Raw genomic sequence first — 19,856 nt, 5'->3', positions numbered from 1 at the left:
CTTAAGGGTGAGCAATACGCTCACCCCCAAATGTGCCGAATTTACAGCACGCTGGCAACTGCCTTGCAGAAGTATTCCATATTGTTGGAGCTCAAACCGGCAATACTGATGCGGCTGGAGTCCACCATATAGATGGAATAGTCCTTCTGCAGCTGCTGCACCTGCTCTGGACTAATGCCCAGGAAGGAGAACATGCCTTTCTGCTGGCGAATAAAGCCGAAATCACCAGCAGCTCCGGCAGCGGCCAAGCCTTCTACCAAACCGGCGCGTAGCCCGTTGATACGTTCACGCATCTCGGTCAATTCCGCTTCCCAGTTCGCTTTAAGGCCTGCATCTGTAAGGATAGATTCCACAATCGCTGCACCGTGGGAAGGTGGCATGGAATAGTTCCCACGAATGGCACTCAGCATCTGGCTATGGCCTTTATCAGCGCTCTCACCGTTGGCATAGATCACCATCGCCAGGCCTACACGCTCACGGTAGAGGCCGAAGTTTTTAGAACAGGAGGCTGCCACTAACATCTCGGGCACAGATTCAGCCATCAGGCGCAGACCATAGGCATCGTCTTCCAAGCTTTCGCCAAAGCCCTGGTAGGCCATATCGATAAATGGGGTGAAGCCCTGTTTTTGCGCCATTTCTGCCAGTACTTTCCACTGCTCGCGAGAAAGATCCGCACCGCAAGGGTTGTGGCAGCAGGCGTGGAACAGAACCACATCATCCTCACCCACGTTCTTTAGGGTCTCCACCATTTTGTCGAATTGCAAGCTGCTGGTAGCGCGGTCGTAATAAGGGTAACTCTTGATGTTGAGGCCAGCGTTACCAAGAAGGGGAACATGGTTTGCCCAGGTAGGATCGCTCACCCAAACCGTGGCCCCGGCCTTGGCGCGATTGATCAGCTCTGCCAGAGCGCGCAGGGCTCCACATCCACCGGGGGTTTGCGCTGAGCGCACTCGGCCTCCAATCATGGCCGGATGGCCAGCGCCCAGTATCAGCTCCTGCATCACCGAATTGAACCCTGGGGTACCCGCAGGGCCAATATAGGCTTTGGTTTCCTCGCTTTGCAGTAAGCGAGTCTCTGCCTCTTTTACCGCCTGTAAAACGGCAGTGTGGCCGGCCTCATCCTTGTAGACCCCTACCCCAAGGTCAATTTTGCTGGGGTTTTCATCCGCACGGTAGCTGGCCAGCAGGCCGAGAATTGGGTCTGGCGGTAGGCTGCTTAAATGCTCAAACATTTGAAAACTCCTTTATTTATCCTATTTATTGGTCTATCAAGCCGCGCTCGGACCACTCCTTAGCGCGAACCATCAGTTTTTCGATAATGCCATCCAGTTGCTCCCGCTCCTCAGAGGAGAGCGAGGCAATCAAATCATTTTCATACTGCTGCGCGAGCGGCACTATGCGCGCATACACCTCACTCCCCAGCTCAGACAGGTTCAACACCTGACGACGGCGATCCGCAGGGTCTTCACTGCGAGTGATGTAATCATTCTTAAGTAGAGAGGAAACAGCGCGGCTAATGGCCACTTTATCCATGGCTGTCTGCTCCACCAGCTCAGCAGCGGAAAGATCGGGAAAGCGCCCGAGAATGGCCATCACCCGCCAGGCGGGAATGGTGAGATGGAAGCGCGCACCATACGCTTGAGAGATGGCGTTACTCACGCGGTTCGAGAGCACCGAAAGGCGATATGGCAAGAACTTCTCCAGGCGCAACTCATCCTGCTTTACCGCCGCATCCGGCGCATTGTGGTCATTGGTCATGGCTGCTCTCACACCTGCCTATCTTCGAACCCCGGTTGTACCAGATGTCCAATTTAACTAACATTGGTTTCAATTGTAACCACTGCGCACACGAATGTTGCGCAGCAACATCCTGGAGCACCGGACAAAATTGGTCGCACAGTATAGGGTTTTCAGCGCCATTTTTGTTACCAGTCTGCCGGTTAAACGCAAAAAACATGCGTGGCAGTCCATCGAGTTGATCAATGTTCCGCCAGCCGCCCTGCGAGCAAGATGCGAGGCCGCCCATGAACAAGTGGATTCGCTTTCCCCGCGTAGAAGGGAAGACCAGCCGACAGGCCCATGCAGATTTCCCGGCCAATACCTTTGAGAGGGAAATGGGCAAGGAGGGCTTTTTTGGCCCCTGTACGCATTTCTACCATAGCCATCCCCCCACAGGCTGGAGCCAATTCACAGGCCCACTGCGACCACACGCCTTCGATAGCACCAAACTGCAACATTCAGGCGATAGCCCCTGGGACCAGAAACCCCTTCTGCGCAATGAAAATAGCCTGGTGGGCCTGTGGATTTGCCGGGAACCCATGGACCATTTAATACGCAATGCCGATGGCGACCAACTTCTCTTCGTCCACAACGGCAGTGGGAAGCTGTTCTGTGATTTTGGCCGGCTGAGTATCCGCGATGGTGACTATATACTCCTACCGCGCGGGACCATGTGGAGACTCTCCCCTACTGAAAACGAGCCCCTGGAATTACTGCTGATCGAGGCAAGCGGTGGGCATTTCCAGCTCCCAGAGAAGGGGATTCTCGGCCCCAATGCTATCTTTGACGAGGCAATCTTGGATGTGCCGAGCATCGACGAAGCCTTTCTCGCCCAACAGGGAGACACCCAGTGGCAGGTAGTGGTGAAGGCACGCCAACAACTCTCCAAGATCACCTACCCATTTAACCCACTAGATGCCACTGGTTGGACCGGTGACAACCTCGCAGTAAGAATCAACTGGAGAGATATTCGCCCAGTAATGAGTCATCGCTACCATCTGCCCCCCTCTGCCCACACCACTTTTGTGGGCCCGGGCTTTGTCGTAGCCACTTTTGTGCCGCGCCCCATTGAGAGTGATCCCGGCGCTCTAAAAGTACCGTTTTTTCACAGTAATGACGATTACGATGAGCTTATCTTTTACCACCGCGGCAATTTTTTCAGCCGGGATAATATTCACCCCGGCATGCTCACATTGCACCCCATGGGATTCACCCACGGGCCCCACCCAAAGGCATTTGCCACCGGCGCAAAACATGCCCGCAAGGCAACCGATGAAGTGGCGGTCATGATCGATAGCCGCACCCCATGGGATATACTGCCGGATGCCGAGGCGATAGAGTTTGAGGATTACGTGAACTCCTGGAAAACGCCACAATAACAGGGGAAAGAATTAATAAATTAATCGGCAGCTTTCCCAGCCGCCACCATAATGACTGACAATAAAGGAAAGAGAATGGACCTTTACGGATACTTCCGCTCCTCCGCAAGCTACCGAGTGCGTATTGGGCTAAATTTAAAAGGCCTGAGCTATAACTATCTCCCAGTCAATCTAGTGAAAGGCGATCAACACAGCGAGCAGTATCGCCAGCTAAACCCCCAGGGGCTTCTGCCAACGCTCAATGACGGGGACATCAGCCTCACTCAATCTATGGCTATTTTGGAGTGGTTGGAAGAAACTCACCCAGAGCCAGCGCTCTTACCCAAAGATGCCGAGGCTCGCGCCCATGTTCGAGCCCTGGCACAAAGCATTGCCAGCGATATCCAACCCCTGCAAAACCTCCGCGTGCTCAAATATCTGATTTCTGAATTCAAAGTGACTGAAGAGCAGAAAATTCAGTGGATTCAGCACTGGATTCACTTGGGATTTGCCGCCCTGGAGAAACAGCTAGAACCCGCGCCTTTTGCCGCTGGTGACACCCCCGGGCTTTTTGAGTGCTGCTTACTACCGCAGGTGTATAACGCCGAACGTTTTGGTATGGATATGAATCAGTACCCCAAAATACAAAAGATCACCCAGGCCTGTAACGAATTAGCGGCTTTTATTGATGCTCACCCCGAAAAACAGCCCGATAGCACTGTATAGTCTATTTAAGTAAGCCAGATCTCGGCTTCTCCGGGCTCTGGCTTACATGAATATCCAGTCATAAAATTCTTAACAAAACTCAACTGTTATCCCAGCTTTTACACTTGCCCACCATAGCGCGCAGTGGTTAAGATTCTGCACATAAGCAATAAAATATAACCACCGCAGTATCTATCACTGAGATCAAAAAATGCAGCCTGAGCAAGCAACTTCTGCAAGAGAGAAGGAAGCCATCGAGCATGTAAGAAAGCTCAAAGGCTTTTACCAACACCTAATTACTTATTTGATAGTGATTGCTGGACTTTTAATAGCTAATTTAATCCTCATCCCAGAGTACCTTTGGTCTCTCTGGGCAGCCCTTGGTTGGGGCATCGGAATCGCCTCCCACGCTGTGCGAACTTTTAAACCTTTTACATTGTTTGGGCCTGAGTGGGAGAAAAAGCAGGTAGAGAAGAGGATGGAGAAAAAATAAAGATATTCATCAGCCAAGGGTACGAAAACACGCTTCCTTTAAAAAGCCAGCAAGATTTAGCCTTCCCCTCTTAACACTTAACAGCACAAAATACAGACTCAAAAATCCTCACTCTAGATTTCCTATTGATGGAAAAATGACCTACTCATTTACGAGCAGGCCATTCAATAAAAAATCTGATGCTTCGCTTAAGCAAAGCACCAGAATTACCTAGACTTAAGCGCTAGCCTGCCAAGTAGAGGCAATTGCAGTATTAACTTGCTCTTGCTCCTCTGTGGTCAATGTAACCTCTCCACCAGAAGGTGCGCCGAAGGACGCCATCGCCGAAACCAACTGCTCAATATCACTACTGGAGATCACAGCATCGTTAGTTCGTACGCTATCAAGTTGGTTGGCGGTATTCGCAAACCAATCTTGTACGACCACCTGATCCTGGCTACCTAGCAAGTCTACAACTAGGTCATTACCATTTTGGCTGAACCATAAATTAGCTTCATCAACACCGTCGGCAAACTGCAGTTCGTCAGTGCCAGAGGTGTTAGAGAAATTGTTTATGGTATCTATGCCATCACCTGCGGCGAAGTGATAAACATCATCCCCTTCCCCGCCAAGAAGGTAATCATTACCTGTACTTCCATACAAATGATCATTACCAGCTCCGGCATCAATAAAGTCAGCATCTGAGGAGGCAACAATAACTTCGTCTGCAAAACTACCAGAAGTCATAGTGCCAAAACTACGCTCATCCGGTAATCCACTATAGTCTGGAGAACCTTGGGAGTCAGGATTGCTAATGCCAAAAACTCCAAAGAGTTGGTCGGAAGATATTTCTTGACCAGAGGCAAATTCGATCTTATCGATAGCATGATCTCCACCCTTGAAGAAGTTCTTCAGAGTGATTTGATCGCTAGAACCGCTTACTTGCAAGATCAAATTATCTCCAGACTTTAATAAGCCACTGGCAATATCATTAAAACCAATACCTTCAAATCGAAGGACGTCCAGCCCCCCCCCGGTATTATCAATAATGTCTTGACCATCTCCAGCATTGAATATATAGACATCATCTCCACGACCGCCAATTAACAAATCATTACCGGTTCCGCCAGTTAATTGGTCTGCACCATTACTTCCCTCAAGCTGGTCATTACCTGCGCCACCACTAAGTTGATCATCGCCATTAAAGCCACGGATTAAATCAACATTAGCGGTCCCATCTAAGGAGCTATCATTTCCGGAGCCACCATCAATAACCTGCTCAAAAGCTTCTTGAGGAGTTGGTATCGCCATTCCGAAGGCACCAAAAATATCACTCGCAGTCAATTGGCCGCCGGTTTCAAACTCAATCGTTTCAACTAGGTTATCCCCTCCCAAGAAGAAATTCTTAAGTGTAATCTGATCCGGTCCTCCGCTAACTCGTAAAATCAGGTCATCACCAGACCCAACTAAACCTGAAGCGACATCATTCCATGTAATGCCTCCCGAGAAGCGTAATGTATCAACGCCTCCCAGCTCTTCAAGAATATCCTGCCCACCGGTGAAGATATAAATATCATCCCCCTCACCGCCACGAAGAACATCATTTCCTGCACCACCGGTAAGAGTGTCATCACCGGAGCCAGCTACAAGTAGCTCATCCCCCGCAGTACCGGTGAGTACATCATTGCCACCTAACCCAGGTTGAGGAACAGGATCGGTATTACCATTACCATCACCCGATCCAGTATCACCATCACCGGGATCGGTATTACCATCTCCTGTGCCAGGATCTGTACCCTGGTCTCCATCTCCATTGCCGGCATCAGTGGGCAATACTGTTAGCATGGAGTCAATATCTGCAGCACTTATTGAGAAGCCACCATCTGTTGGCTGAACAAAACTGATAGCATAGTCCCCACCCAAGAAGTGATCGGTCACTCGCACTTGTTGCTGCAAGTCTTCGTCAATCAATATCACCAGGTCATCGCCATCACGGTGGTAGCTAAGACGTGACCTCTGGAGCCCGTCAAGGAAGAAGATACCATCGGTACCACCACCACTATTATCGATGGTATTCACCCCAGGCACAGCCTTAAAATAATAGTGGTCATCACCTGCTCCACCAGCCAGCTGATCATCTCCATCCTCACCTACAAGAATGTCATTACCAGCACCACCAATGATTACGTCATCACCACTACCAGAGTAACTGCCATTACCGCCATATAATTGGTCAGCGCCCTCGCCACCTTCGATCTGGTCGTTACCTCCCATACCAAAGATAGAGTCGTCACCATCAAGCCCCTGAATAAGGTCCTGATTATTAGTGCCGCCCAGTTGCTCACCATTATTGCTACCAGTAATTACGTTATCGAAATCACCATTTTGCTCCCCAGCTACCAACTGATTAATCCTAGTGGTATTAATCATCGAAGTGCCAAATGGTTGTACCCAATCAATTGAAGCTTCGCCACCAAGGAAATGATTCTTAACACGGACACTATCGCTACTACCATCGTCGATAAGTATTAGCAGATCATCACCATCACGGGTAAATGTCAGGCGGTCTTCACTTAGCCCATCCGCAAAGTACACACCATCAGAACCACCATCACTATTGTGAATAACATCATGGCCATCACCAGCTCCAAATACATACGTATCATTGCCAGTGCCACCGGTCAGCTCATCATCACCGGCACCACCACTTAGCTGGTCATCACCACTTCCACCAAGCAAAGTATCTTTACCTTCTCCGGCTTCAAAGTAGTCATTATCAGCACCACCATCCAATAGATCGTCGCCTTCGCCACCAAACAAACTATCTTTGCCATCCTGACCAAATAATTGATCAGCACCTTCGCCACCTTGAAGAGTATCTCCCTCAAGGCCGCCTTCCAGATAGTCATTGCCAACACGGCCAACCAGATTATCTACACCGTCTCCACCAAAGAGTCTATCATCACCTTCTTCACCATCTAGGTAATCATCTCCGGCTTCACCATGGAGTTCATCATTGCCCGTACGCCCCCAAACCTTATCATCACCGTTACCAGCAAATACTTCTTCATTAAGATCTCGGTAACCTATCCATGAATCAGCACTATCCGTTCCCAATGTCACCATCTGCGCTTCAAGATCCGCATCAGTAAGGACCGTTCCATCAGTAAATTCGAAGCGGTTAATTTTGAAGTGATCATTTGGTTCGCGGAACCAATTGCTTATCGTGATTTCATCAGTGCCGTTAAGATGGCGAATATGCAGGTCATCTCCCTGACGAATAAATTCCAGATCGGCAGCATTTATACCCATACCAAACTGTAAGGTATCCATTGAGGGATCAACATTACTAAAGTTCTCGCCCTCGCGGCGCTCGATCAGGGTGTCTCTACCATCCCCAAGGTTAAACTGGTAAATGTCATCCCCGAAAGAGCCATACAAGGTATCGTTACCGGTTCCACCGGCAAGGGTAGTTGCCGTGCCGGACCAGGTATCAGTGTCAGCAACCAGGGTATCGTCTCCTGAGCCCCCAATTAATGTTGCTGCACCGAGCCCGTACAGCTCGTCGTTATCGGCACCGCCATCCAACAATCCTGTACCTTCGAGCTTATCGGAACCAGCATCGCCATAGAGCTTACCAGAACCGTACAACTCATCATTACCCTCACCACCATGAAGCTCATCAGTGCCACTATCCCCATACAGGGTGTCATTACCTGCATCACCATACAGGGTGTCATTATCCTGGCCGCCACGTAAGGTATCGTCTCCATCTCCGCCATTCAGAGTGTCTTCACCACTCCCGCCGGAAAGGTCGTCATTCTCAGTTCCACCGTAAAGAGTGTCGGAACCGCTATCGCCGACAAGGACATCCTCTCCGGCATCACCGTGAAGCTCATCATCTCCAATACCGCCGTAAAGGGTATCGTTATTGTCGCCGCCCTTCAGAGTGTCATTGCCAAGCTCACCATGTAGCTCATCACTACCCTGACCACCTTCAACTTGGTCATTTCCGTCACCAGCATTAACCAAATCATCACCGCCTAAGGTTTGAATCACTTCGTTTGAACTAAACCCTTGGATAGTATCAGCGCTCTCAGTACCGGCTATTGCCTGGGCCATCAATGCCTCAAAGTCCCAAGTTACGCCATCACTAAAAGTAACAGTTTCAAAGCTGGAGCTTGCAGCAGTTAATTGTTCCCCAAGGAACTGATTACTTAGGGTAATTGCATCAGAAGAACCGGGGATACTAATGACCAGATTGGCCGCTTGACGACGCACTAAAACTTCACTAGAGGCAATATCAGTGAACTCCACACGATCTGCACCGGAGGTTTCACTAAAAGTATCGACTCCATCACCGCGCTTAAAGCGATAAATATCATCCCCTGCGCCACCGGAAATATTGTCGCTACCGGTATCCCCTGAGAGAATATCGTTGCCCTCGCCACCACTTAATTGGTCATCACCAGCCCCGCCTGCCAGCGTGTCATTACCATCACCAGCATAAACAATATCATCTCCCCCTAGCGCTTCAATGACATCATCACTAGAGTAAGCATAAATAAGATCTGAAGCTTCGGTACCATCCAAGGTGAGTAATAGTAATTGGTCCGGACCTATAGATAGTGATTGGCCCGCTCCATATTCTATGCGTATACCGACAACTGGAGATTCATCAATGAAGAATGACTGTAAACTCAGCTTATCATTTGGACTATCCGCAAATGTAATTTCCAAGCTCGTGCCACTACGGCGGAAAACTAAACTTTCCAGCGAGAGCTCTGACACATAGATGGTTACAACATCTTCATAGGAGTCAACAATAGTATCCTGGCCATCACCCTTAACAAATAAGTAACTGTTTGTACCAGCTCCTCCGTTTAGATGATCATTACCCTTACCCCCAGCTAAAAAGTCATTACCAGCTCCAGCCGTAATAGAATCGTTATCTTCCCCACCGTATAAAGTGTCATTCCCTGCCCCACCATCTAGTTGGTCGCTGCCAGAACCGCCTTTAATAGAATCATTACCGGCACCTCCATAGAGAAAATCGCGCTCGCCACCGCCCTCAAGCAGGTCATCACCTTCCTCACCTTTCAATACATCACTGCCCTCATTGCCAAATAGCTGATCATTACCTGATCCACCATACAAGGTGTCCTGCCCTTCCCCACCGGACAGGGTGTCTGCACCTCCATGCCCGTAAAGTTCATCATCACCAGCTAACCCGCTGAGAACATCGTCGGAGCTATAGCCTTCTACTAAATCATTGTCATTGCTAGCTTGTAAAACAAATGATTTTACATCTGCGATTGTCCATAGGGTTCCATCATTAAAAACAATTTCATCAATTGCAGTCCCATCACCAGCCTCTCCCCTAAAGTAATCAGTTAGCAGAACACTATCATTCTCTGAGGTAATAAGAAGTAGATCATCGCCGCTTCGCTTTACATCCACCAAACCTGGATCTATGCCAATACCAAATTCCAACCGGTCCAATTTGTTTCCCGGTTCAGCAGCATTATCAATTACATCTTTACCGTGGCCCACCTCGAATATATAGGTGTCACTGCCTCGACCTCCGACAAGCCTGTCATCTCCAGCCCCACCTATAAGAAGATCATTGCCATCATCTCCCAGCAAAGTATCGTTACCTTCACCACCAGACAGACGATCATCGCCTCCCAAACCATGAATATTGTCATCGCCGCCTAAAGCATCAATCGTATCATTGGTAGTGGAGCCAAATACTAAATCACTATCTTCAGTCAAAGAGGATGCTATTAACAGATCTAGTATCTCCGACTGCTCTAATGCACTTCCGTCAGCAAAATATATTTTTTCAATCACACCAAAATCTAAGGTGCCATCAAAGTCAAAGAAATTATCTATACGTACTGAGCCAGCATCACTGCCATCTAGATTTTTAACTGAAATCCAAACCGAGGTAGCGTCTCTAGAAAATTCAAGGTTCTCCTGGCTAATCCCCTCACCAAAGACAATCTGATCAAGCCCGCCGCGGTCAAGGATTACATCATCACCATGCCCAAAAGAAAAATGGTAACTATCACTACTACTATATCCATAAAGTCGATCATCTCCTTCAAGACCATAAAATATAGTGCCAGTACCAACCCCATTCAGAGAATCATTATTAGAGGTGCCAATCATTGATGAAAAGTCAAAGAAAGGAGCCAGGTCAACACTGGCAGCTGCGATCGCCTGGAAAGCCGCATCCCTTTTATCTCGATAACTGGGAGAATAGGTGCCCAAGTCCGTAAGAACGCCAATAATGGCAACAATACGCTCACTTTCACCATTCTCAAGCATGGTCATTAGGCGACCTTGCAAGCTATCCCAATCGACAGTGATCGAGTGAGCATCTGAACCGAAGGCAGACTGAATAATATCAAGCTCCTCGGCGTATTCTGTTTGTGCAAGGATTTGCGCAGCTGTAAATCGTTTAAATTCCTGATATTCAGCAATCAGAATGGGAGCAGCCTGCCCATGAGGATTTGGGTCACGTTCGCCCCAGCACCAAGTGCCCATGTAAGGACGACCCACCAAATTTTCTAAAGTCACAAGCTGGCGAGCATCCATTACGTGACCATAAATTTTGCTAGGATCTCGACTGTAGGGATCAACATCTTCTGCGCCAGCCCAACGATAAATCAAATTATCCAAAGCGGCATCCCCGCTTATCTCATCAGGGGCAGAAATATATTCTTCCAGAAGGGATTTTAACTCAGGATCTAATGACATGGCCTGATGAAGGTCATGCACATTACCAAAACCCTTCGCATTAGCCATAAATAGCACATCAGATGACAACTCAACTGCACCATTATTTTTGCGGCGAGTAGAGTCAACTTTAAACCATACATCTGCTGCAGTTGAAGCAGTGCCATCACTAAGCATAACGGTTGAAATCTGCTTATGCTCATGGCCGTGAGAATCTGTAAAATCAGACGTGGAATATGAAGTACCTATTGATAGCACTCCACTATCAGACAAGCTATATAATTCACCAGCATCGCTTATGCCGTTACCATTGGTATCTCGCCATATTTGCAATGCACTATATGAGGCATCAGAGGCATCAATGACACCATCGCCATTGGAATCGTACTCTGCAAGAGCTAAGAATCCATGCTCTGCCTTTTCACCATTGTCCAAAATAGTGTGATTTCCAAATAGCTCCGCGCCACTTGTTATACGACCATCACCGTCTAAATCGTATACTAAAAATCCATCATCCGGGCTAATCCAACCGGACAATTCACTCAGTCCATCACCATTTAAATCAAAATAGCTGGAACCGATAGCAAGAGTCTCTATACCATCACCATCCAGATCTATAACGATAGGTGATGTTGTATCTTCCGCATCACCAGTATCTGGAGTCTCATCCTCTTGCTTATCCTCCTCATCATCTTCATCTTCATCTTCATCTTCCAGAACAATATTCAGGGAACTGTTATCTTTATCATAATTATGAATTTTCAGACCGCCATTGATAGTTAATGTACTACCACTTAAGACATATACATTACCACGACTATCTTTATATTCATTTTCAGGATCATCTTCCTTTCGAGACCCACCAGTAAGAAGCTGATTATTTAAATAGACACTTCCATTTCCATCTTCATCAGTAATCTCATCCTCGTCATCAGCCTTATAAATATCATCACCTTTTCCGCCCTCTAGGATGTCAGCGCCCTCTCCTCCATCAAGAAGATCATCTCCACTGTCTCCATAAAGTTTATCGTTTCCTGCACCACCATAAAGTTCATCTTTTGATGTGTCGCCTGTATCAAACTCATCCTGAGCATACAAAGTATCATTATCATCACCGCCATAAAGCTTATCTTCGCCTTTACCACCGTGAAGAAAATCATTCCCACCTAAACCATATAAAAAATCATCCCCATCTCCCGAGGATAAATTCTGCCCATCAGCGTCTCTGCCTACTAAGAGGTCTCGAGAATCGCCGGCAGGGGTAGAGTCCCATCCCACATAATCCCCACCAGTACGCTGATCATGAAAAGGAACAACTACTGCACGATCAATTTCCTCCCCCCCGGTATAGTTCTGGCCTGCTATTAGAGAGCCAGTTCTATCAGACCCAATGTAGGATAATCGCCTGGGAATACCAAGCTCATCATAGATGGGAGCCTCTGCTCTAAGAGTATCTCCTTGATAATCTAATTGATCATCCCAATTGTCCACTACATCCTCAAAAAGGTGTACAAGCTCATGCACTAAAATTGATTCAACAGAATATGCGACCGCAGTACCTCCTGAGGAGATATATGAAAAGGTATTATCTGCTATAGCCGGATCAAATTCTACATGCCGAAAAGCCATACCTCCCGTAACTTTTGCTTCCCCAGGGGCATATTTTATTTCAACAAATCCAGAATAACTATCAAGCATACTTCTAAACGTACTTGAACCGTTATAGATATTCTCAAGGGCGCCTAACACCACACCTTTATCGGCGTCCGAATAGCCGGTTAACTTCAACCTTGTCTTAAATTCAAAAAAAGACATATACAAATCCCTCTACTAAAAGCAATCAATTATAGAACCCTAAGGATCTCGATCAATCTTGAATGAATCGCCACCAATATATTCAACAGCATCCAAAATATTATTAATCTTTAAAACACCACTCCCCCCTTCAAAACAAACACCAATTAAATTGGAAATAAAATCCGGATAAACAACTAATGCATGCTCCTCAATTTGATACAAATCAGGAAAAGTTGAATCATCTGCTCCTGCATTTGGCGAAGTCGAGAATAGCCAAGTAAGGTCCGGAGGGATTTTTCTGGAAAAATAAGCTTCCCTATCTTTTGGATTTAATCGCCTCCAAGCACCAGAGAAGTAATTTATATACGACCTATATTTACTGTTAAAAATAGTCAGCTCATTCAAACCACCAAGATCTTTACGATGAACCATCAAATACTGATCAAAGACTTGCTGACGAACAGACCAGTTTATAACAATATGCACTACTTCTTTGCCATTATTATAGTACGATGAAAGATTCACCCATGGAGATTTAACATTACAAGAATATTCCTCATCAGGCATTATCTCAGATGGAACACCAATAAATTCTGGCGAAACAACTTTCTTTTTCAGCCTCCCCATCTCTTCCAGGTATTTTCGATGTTTCATTAAGGCGTTCGTCCTCCTAAATGATACAGACGGCCAAACCACCATGGGCCTATTAATGAAAGAAATGGTAACCAAAGGGTCCGCCACGCCTTTAAGATGACATAATTTCTTAGAGTACCTATCTAAAAAACTCGACAAAACTCTATCAATAAAAATATCAAAATAAGCCTCGCTCTGACCGGGAGGTTGTAATAATAGATGCCCTTTCATATCCTCCAATAAAAAATCATCATACACTCCTACACTTACCATACCCTCATCACACTCGACCAACTCTTGCCCGAATACAACTTGAGAACTTAATAATAAAAAAACAACAATCAAATAGAATTTAACGACCACAAGGCCCTCGACCAATTACACATCCAATTCTTAATGAATACCAAAAAATAGAACCTACTTTTTAAAGACACCACGCGCAGACTCGAATAAAATCATCAAAAAATCGCCCCTACCTTTCAGTGAGAGAGCCATCTTTATACCTTAACAAAGGAGACAAGAAGAACTCTATAATATTCCTTTTACCAGTCTTAACTTCTGCCATCACCGACATCCCCGGAGAGAGGCTTACAAATTTACCTTTCACAGAAAGTCCTTTTTGCTTTAACCTTAAGCGTGCTTTGTATACCAACCCCAACTGCTCATCTTGAATAGCATCATCAGAGAGATTTACAAGCTCCGCATCAATTACCCCATATTTGGTAAAGTTAAAGGTATCGATCTTAACTTCTGCCGACTGTCCCTCATGAACAAACCCTATATCCTTATTAAGAATATAAGCCTCGACTTCCATATCACTTTGCTCAGGAACGACCAACATCAATTCTTGCGCAGGAGTTACCACACCACCAATCGTATGTATGGCTAGCTGCTGTATTGCGCCATCAATTGGAGCAGTTAAATGGTATTGCTTGCTTCGCTGCTCCGCTTTAAGCTTTTCCTCATAGAGAGAAGCTTCACGAGTACGAATATCGTGCAATTGTTGTAGAGCTAACTTATATTGCTGATGTAGAAGCGCATCTTGCTGGGCTTCATTTGCAGCCATGCTTGCTTGCAACTGAAGCAAACTAGCCTGTTGGATACTGATATCTTGTTCAACTTCAATCTGGCTCTGCTTTACCTCTAAATATTCCATGCGAGCCCCAAGCTTTTTCTTCTGCATGATTTCATAAGCGCTGACTCGCTCATTCAACACTTCTAGCAGTCGTTTATTTTTCGTAACTTCCGCCTCAGTCATTTTGTACTCAGCGGCCATGCGTGCCGCCTCCCCCTGAAGAGACGTCAGGTTTGCAGTAAATTCTGCTGCCTCCTGCTGAAGCAGAGCTTCATATTTCCCCATATAGGGAGCGAGCTCTGGGAGCTGTACAGAAATGCTGGGCAATGATTGCCGCTCAGAAGAAAACCAGTTCGTTAGAGCTTCTAATCGGTTGCGGTGCAAAGCCGCATCCCGCCACTCTTGGTTAAGCCTGCGAACATCTGCAGCAGTAATGGAGGTATCCAGAGTAATTAACGGGTCACCGGCTTTTACCCTCTGCCCTTCTTTTACGTGAATGGCTGCTACCGCAGCGGTTTCCAGCGGCTGGATGGTCTTTACCCTTTCACTGGGAATCACCTTACCCTGAGCCGTGGCAACAATATCGATGCGACCAAAACAAGCCCAAAGAATCGCGATAATAAACAGTGAAACAATGGCCCACATAATTGCACGCCCCAAAGGTGAAGGAGGTGTCTGCTCCACTTCAATCGCAGCCGGGCGAAAGCTATGGATTTCCTTATCACTTAAAATCTCTTTTTTATCTGAGGATGCCGGCAACCATTTCATAGCTGACCCTCGTCCAGTTTTGCCGCTTGTGGCACCGCCTTAAGTTTGGGGGTATGATTTTGATAGCTATGCAGGCGGGCGTAGTAGCCTTCCCTCTCTATTAGCTCCTCATGGGGGCCACTTTCAACAATCTCTCCTTTATCTATAACGATAATCCGGTCTGCATGGCGTACGGTAGAAAGTCGATGGGCAATAATAAAGACCGTGCGATTTTTACAAATGTGTCTCATATTTTCCTGAATAATACGCTCAGACTCATAATCCAGGGCACTAGTGGCTTCATCAAAAATTAAAATCCGAGGATTAGTAATAAGAGCGCGAGCAATCGCAATACGTTGTCTTTGCCCCCCAGACAGAGACGCTCCCTGCTCACCCACTTGGGTGTCGTACCCTTCCGGTAACTCCACAATGAAGTCGTGCGCACCTGCTAGCTTTGCTGCCTGCACCACCCTTTCCATTGGTAAACTTGGATCTACCAGGGCGATATTTTCTTTCACCGATCGGTTAAACAGACGGTTTTCCTGTAGAACAACACCCACCTGTCTGCGCAACCAAGATGGTTCCATCTGAGCCAGGTCGATCCCATCTACCAACACACGGCCGCTCTCTGGAACATACAAACGCTGCACTAGCTTGGTAAGCGTGCTTTTACCTGAACCTGAGCGTCCAACAACACCAATAACCTCACCAGCCTTCACCTCAAGATTAAGCTGGCGAAGGATTTGAGGCTGCCCCGGAGCGTAGCGAAAAGAGACATTATCAAAAGTTACTTTGCCCGTGACTCTTGGCAAGGTGGTTCGATTTGGGTTGTGGCCAGGCTCCGCTGGTGTATTGAGAATATCCCCTAAGCGTTCTATAGATATTCCCGCCTGCTGAAAGTCTTGCCAAAGCTGAACCAATTTAAGGATGGGGCCACTTACCCGCCCAGCAATCATATTAAAAGCGATCAACTGCCCAATGCTGAGTTCATTGCTCATCACTAGGGTGGCTCCCACCCATAGAATCAATACAGTGACGATCTTATTGATTAGCTGGGCAACCTGACCGGAGATATTTCCCAGGTTGCTTGCCTTGAAAGATGCGGCAACATAAGCGGCGAGATTCTCTTCCCAGCGTTTCTGCATCTGCGGCTCTACCGCCATTGCCTTAACCGTTTCAATCCCTGCGATTGATTCAGTCAGGAATGCCTGATTTTCCGCACCACGCTTAAATTTTTCATCCAGTCGATTTCGCAGAATTGGGGTGATATAAACTGAAAGCGCCACATAAAATGGTATAGAGCCCAGCACTATCCAGGTGAGTGTTGGGCTATAAAAGTACATTACCGCGAAGAAAACGATGGTAAAAAATAAGTCAATCACCAATGTAAGAGCCGAACTGGTGATAAAGTTGCGAATGGTATCCAGCTCACGAACACGAGCAACAGTATTACCCACTTGCCGAGCAAGAAAATAGGCAACAGGCAATCGCGTCAAATGATGATATAACTTTGCACCAAGCGTAACATCCACTCGATTGGTAGTATGGGTAAAAATATAGTTACGTAAGCCATTCAGCAGCACATCGAACACTGATATCACTATTAGTCCAAATGCCAGCACATCAAGCGTTGTCACCCCTTTATGCACTAAAACCTTATCAATCATCACCTGAAAGAAAAGGGGTGTTATCAAAGCGAAAATTTGAATAAAGAAAGAGGCAACTATTACGTCTCTCAGCAGGTGTTTGTACTTTAGGATTGCTGGAACAAACCAACTGATATCAAACTTTCCTTTGCCTCCAGGTAATAGTGATCGCTTTGCGACCAAAATAGTGCGGCCGTCCCATGAAGAAAGGAAAGCCTCTTTTTCCATTTCTTCTGGTTGCCCGCCACACCCAAAATGAACAAGCACCTTTTCTTCTTGAACTCCCGCTAATACAGCAAAAGTACCATCTTTCATTGAAACAATAGCGGGTAAGGCGAGGCCAGAGAGCTTATTCCAAGAGGTCTTAAAAGTACGCGCTTTAAGCTTTAGATACTTTGCGGCCCGAACGATCTCTGTTTCAGAAAAGAGTGTTCCTTCACAAGAGAATTCATGGCGCAGCTGATCAGCATCTGCGGGGGTTTGGTGGAAACGTGCCACCAACAGGAATGAGGACAGGCCTGTGTCCACACTACTTTTGGACTGAGAGAAATCCATTTTTTTACAACTACTGCTTGATCTACAACTGTGCCACAAAGCTACACAAGAAAAATTGACCATTCAACAGAAAAGCAATTGGAACAAAAAAAGATTTCTTAAAATTCTAATGACTTCACAAATTAAAAAACTAGCCTCTAAAACAATGGCTTTCAGGAAACGTTATGAGTAGCAGCTAGAAAAAATTATAGCTACTAAAAAGTCACAATGGTCATGAAACAACCCATATACGTAAGCACCAAAACCTTGGAAGCGTCCATTTGATGACACTGACAACCACTTTCACAATCGAACAAACCTAAACCACAGTCACCTCAAAAACTAATGTAACCAGATCTTCATTTATCGAACTTAAAATCCTTGACTTAATTTTTTAATTCTGACGAAGCCTTTTGAGACACTTGCCACATATGACTAGGAATTACTTCAACCTCCACGCTTTAACATTTATGATTATTTGTGGTACTTATTTACCAGTCACTGCAAACTCAGCGATTCAGGCCACTACTGCTAATAGTAATCACCGTATCGACCAACTCTACTACCTCCAACCTCACAACAGCTACGAGCGCCTGGAAGCCGGTGAAACGCTCACAGACTGGCTGGATAAGGGTTTCCGCTCCCTTGAACTGGATATAGTCGATCACGATCCCTGGCAGGGTAGTAATCATGGGCCCTATGTAGCCCACGGCCAGAATGATATCGGCAATCATATGTGTCGTAGTAATGGTGACAATGATCGACTGGTTCATTGCCTTGACGACATCAAGGCATGGCTTGACAACAACGAACTCAATGCACCGCTAATGCTTTATATTGATATGAAGCCAGACAGTAATTGGTTCGCTGCCTGGTATGCCGATGAGATATATGTGTTGGATCAATATATCAAGCAACAGTTGGGCGATTTGCAATTCAGCTACCAGGACTTACTAGCACATCTACAGGCAAGCTCCCCCTCCTCCGACTATCGAAACACCCTAAAGAATATAGGTTGGCCTACTTTGGGCGAGCTGCAATCGCAGAATAAGAAAGTCCTCGTCATGTTTACCGGTGGCCAGAGTGGCAACGTCAATGATCGTATGGAATCGGCATTGGATAACTACCCATTACATGCCTTCCTCTGCCCTGATGTAGATACTGCCGATCCTGAAGAGTTTTCTGGCAATGTCGACTCCATGGATTCCAGCAGCTCCCAGAAGATATTTTGCGGTAATGTAAAAGCCGGTGATCACTACCAAATAACAGCCAATGAAGCGGCCAACAGTAAACAATTGATGCATTTATGGAGCAGCTCTGGCGACTTCAGCAATACAGATTTTGGCTATTCCTATATCGCTGTTGCACACGGCGCTAGCGCTATTGGCATGGACCCAAATACCGTCAATGACACGCCCAGCTATACCGGCCAAGCTATTCCCTTTGTCGGTGTGCGAAAAAGCCTACCTGGTTATTTTCGTATCCAGTCCATTCAAAACCCAAATCTCTGTATGAATGTTTCTCAAGGCTATGGCAATGGCTCCAACCTGACTTTGGCCAACTGCAACTCGAGCAACGAACAGCAGTTTGTCTACACCGCTGAGGGACAGTTAAGACCTAAAGGCAACAATAAATACTGTGTCGACTACAACTCAGGCTCTGCAGACAATGGTGATAAAATGCACCTGTGGGATTGCGATGGTGGCAATTCAGAAAAATGGCAGGTACAGGAAAGCGGTATTATTCAAAATCGCGACAAAGATTGGCAATACTGTATTGATACACCAGGGGTAAGTGCCGACAATGGAGAACAACTTCAAATTTATAGGTGCAATAGTAGTGACACTGGTCAGAAATTTTTCCTGAATGCTGTGAATGAATGGAAACAAACAAGCTTTTAAGTATTACTTTTTATTCAGACTCTCAGGAGTCAAGTATAAAGAAGAGTATTGTTACAGTTAGTAAAGGCGTCGGTCTTAAGATTGATCAAAGATCGACACCCTTACCGTATAAATGCCTATTAACCTGGGTATGCAGAAATTTCTTAACATACCCAATTAAATCAGTAGTTAGTTCAGTTCGCCAGCTTCACACTGCCTCCAGTCACCGAAGGTGCCATCACCTGCAGCTATCCAGCTTTCATAGGTGAAGATAAGCTCCGAAATATCCTTAATGAAAATGGAGAAGTGGAAGCCTTACCTTCCATACCAATACAAGGTGTAGTCGGCATTCAATTTTGGAAATTAAGAAATTCATAAGTTCAGACTAGCTGTCCTCGTATAGGAATTCTTACTCAAGTAAGCCCTCCTATATGAAGGGCTCGTTTAGTTTGAGTGCAAAAATCCAACCAAGAGAGAGATTCTTCA

The 19,856-nt window shown here is 46.3% G+C and carries 10 protein-coding genes; 4 read left to right on the top strand and 6 right to left on the bottom strand.

Annotation, left to right across the window (positions count from 1 at the left end; all coding sequences use genetic code 11):
• Positions 1 to 41: 41 nt before the first annotated feature.
• Both ACJJH9_RS06845 and ACJJH9_RS06840 read right to left on the bottom strand, forming a co-directional pair.
• Entirely contained in the window at positions 42 to 1,232 is a 1,191-nt protein-coding gene (locus ACJJH9_RS06845; RefSeq protein WP_444924726.1) for an amino acid aminotransferase, read from the bottom strand.
• A gap of 25 nt (positions 1,233 to 1,257) precedes the next feature.
• Positions 1,258 to 1,758: a MarR family winged helix-turn-helix transcriptional regulator gene (locus ACJJH9_RS06840; RefSeq protein ID WP_444898529.1), complete on the bottom strand. Its 501-nt coding sequence runs from the start codon at positions 1,756 to 1,758 to the stop codon at positions 1,258 to 1,260.
• 266 nt (positions 1,759 to 2,024) lie between these two features.
• Between ACJJH9_RS06840 and ACJJH9_RS06835 the strand changes: the two genes are divergently transcribed.
• The 3 genes from ACJJH9_RS06835 (at position 2,025) to ACJJH9_RS06825 (ending at position 4,335) form a co-directional block, all read left to right on the top strand.
• Positions 2,025 to 3,158, top strand: coding sequence for a homogentisate 1,2-dioxygenase (locus tag ACJJH9_RS06835; protein WP_444898530.1), 1,134 nt, complete (start codon positions 2,025 to 2,027; stop codon positions 3,156 to 3,158).
• Between the two features lie 75 nt (positions 3,159 to 3,233).
• Positions 3,234 to 3,863 carry a maleylacetoacetate isomerase gene (gene maiA, locus ACJJH9_RS06830; protein WP_444898531.1) on the top strand — a complete coding sequence of 210 codons (630 nt, stop codon included), beginning with the start codon at positions 3,234 to 3,236 and terminating at the stop codon, positions 3,861 to 3,863.
• 190 nt (positions 3,864 to 4,053) lie between these two features.
• On the top strand, positions 4,054 to 4,335 hold the full coding sequence (locus tag ACJJH9_RS06825) for a 2TM domain-containing protein (RefSeq protein ID WP_444924725.1): 282 nt from the start codon (positions 4,054 to 4,056) through the stop codon (positions 4,333 to 4,335).
• Positions 4,336 to 4,551: 216 nt separating this feature from the next.
• Here the strand turns inward: ACJJH9_RS06825 and ACJJH9_RS06820 are convergent, their stop codons facing one another.
• The 4 genes from ACJJH9_RS06820 to ACJJH9_RS06805 form a co-directional block, all read right to left on the bottom strand.
• Positions 4,552 to 12,873 (bottom strand): calcium-binding protein, encoded by an 8,322-nt coding sequence (locus tag ACJJH9_RS06820; protein WP_444924724.1) that lies wholly within the window; start codon positions 12,871 to 12,873, stop codon positions 4,552 to 4,554.
• 39 nt (positions 12,874 to 12,912) lie between these two features.
• Positions 12,913 to 13,851 carry a hypothetical protein gene (locus ACJJH9_RS06815; protein ID WP_444924723.1) on the bottom strand — a complete coding sequence of 313 codons (939 nt, stop codon included), beginning with the start codon at positions 13,849 to 13,851 and terminating at the stop codon, positions 12,913 to 12,915.
• Positions 13,852 to 13,960: 109 nt separating this feature from the next.
• Positions 13,961 to 15,331, bottom strand: coding sequence for an HlyD family type I secretion periplasmic adaptor subunit (locus tag ACJJH9_RS06810; protein ID WP_444924722.1), 1,371 nt, complete (start codon positions 15,329 to 15,331; stop codon positions 13,961 to 13,963).
• Positions 15,328 to 17,511 (bottom strand): type I secretion system permease/ATPase, encoded by a 2,184-nt coding sequence (locus tag ACJJH9_RS06805; RefSeq protein WP_444924721.1) that lies wholly within the window; start codon positions 17,509 to 17,511, stop codon positions 15,328 to 15,330. Before ACJJH9_RS06805 ends, ACJJH9_RS06810 begins: the two co-directional genes overlap by 4 nt.
• 410 nt (positions 17,512 to 17,921) lie before the next feature.
• Here ACJJH9_RS06805 and ACJJH9_RS06800 point away from each other — a divergent pair, with 410 nt between their 5' ends.
• Positions 17,922 to 19,391, top strand: a complete 1,470-nt coding sequence (locus tag ACJJH9_RS06800; RefSeq protein ID WP_444924720.1) for a ricin-type beta-trefoil lectin domain protein — start codon at positions 17,922 to 17,924, stop codon at positions 19,389 to 19,391.
• Positions 19,392 to 19,856: the final 465 nt, after the last annotated feature.

The organism is Microbulbifer mixtoriginis (SeqCode), from assembly GCF_052466715.1.
This window is presented reverse-complemented; position numbering and strand designations above follow the sequence as displayed.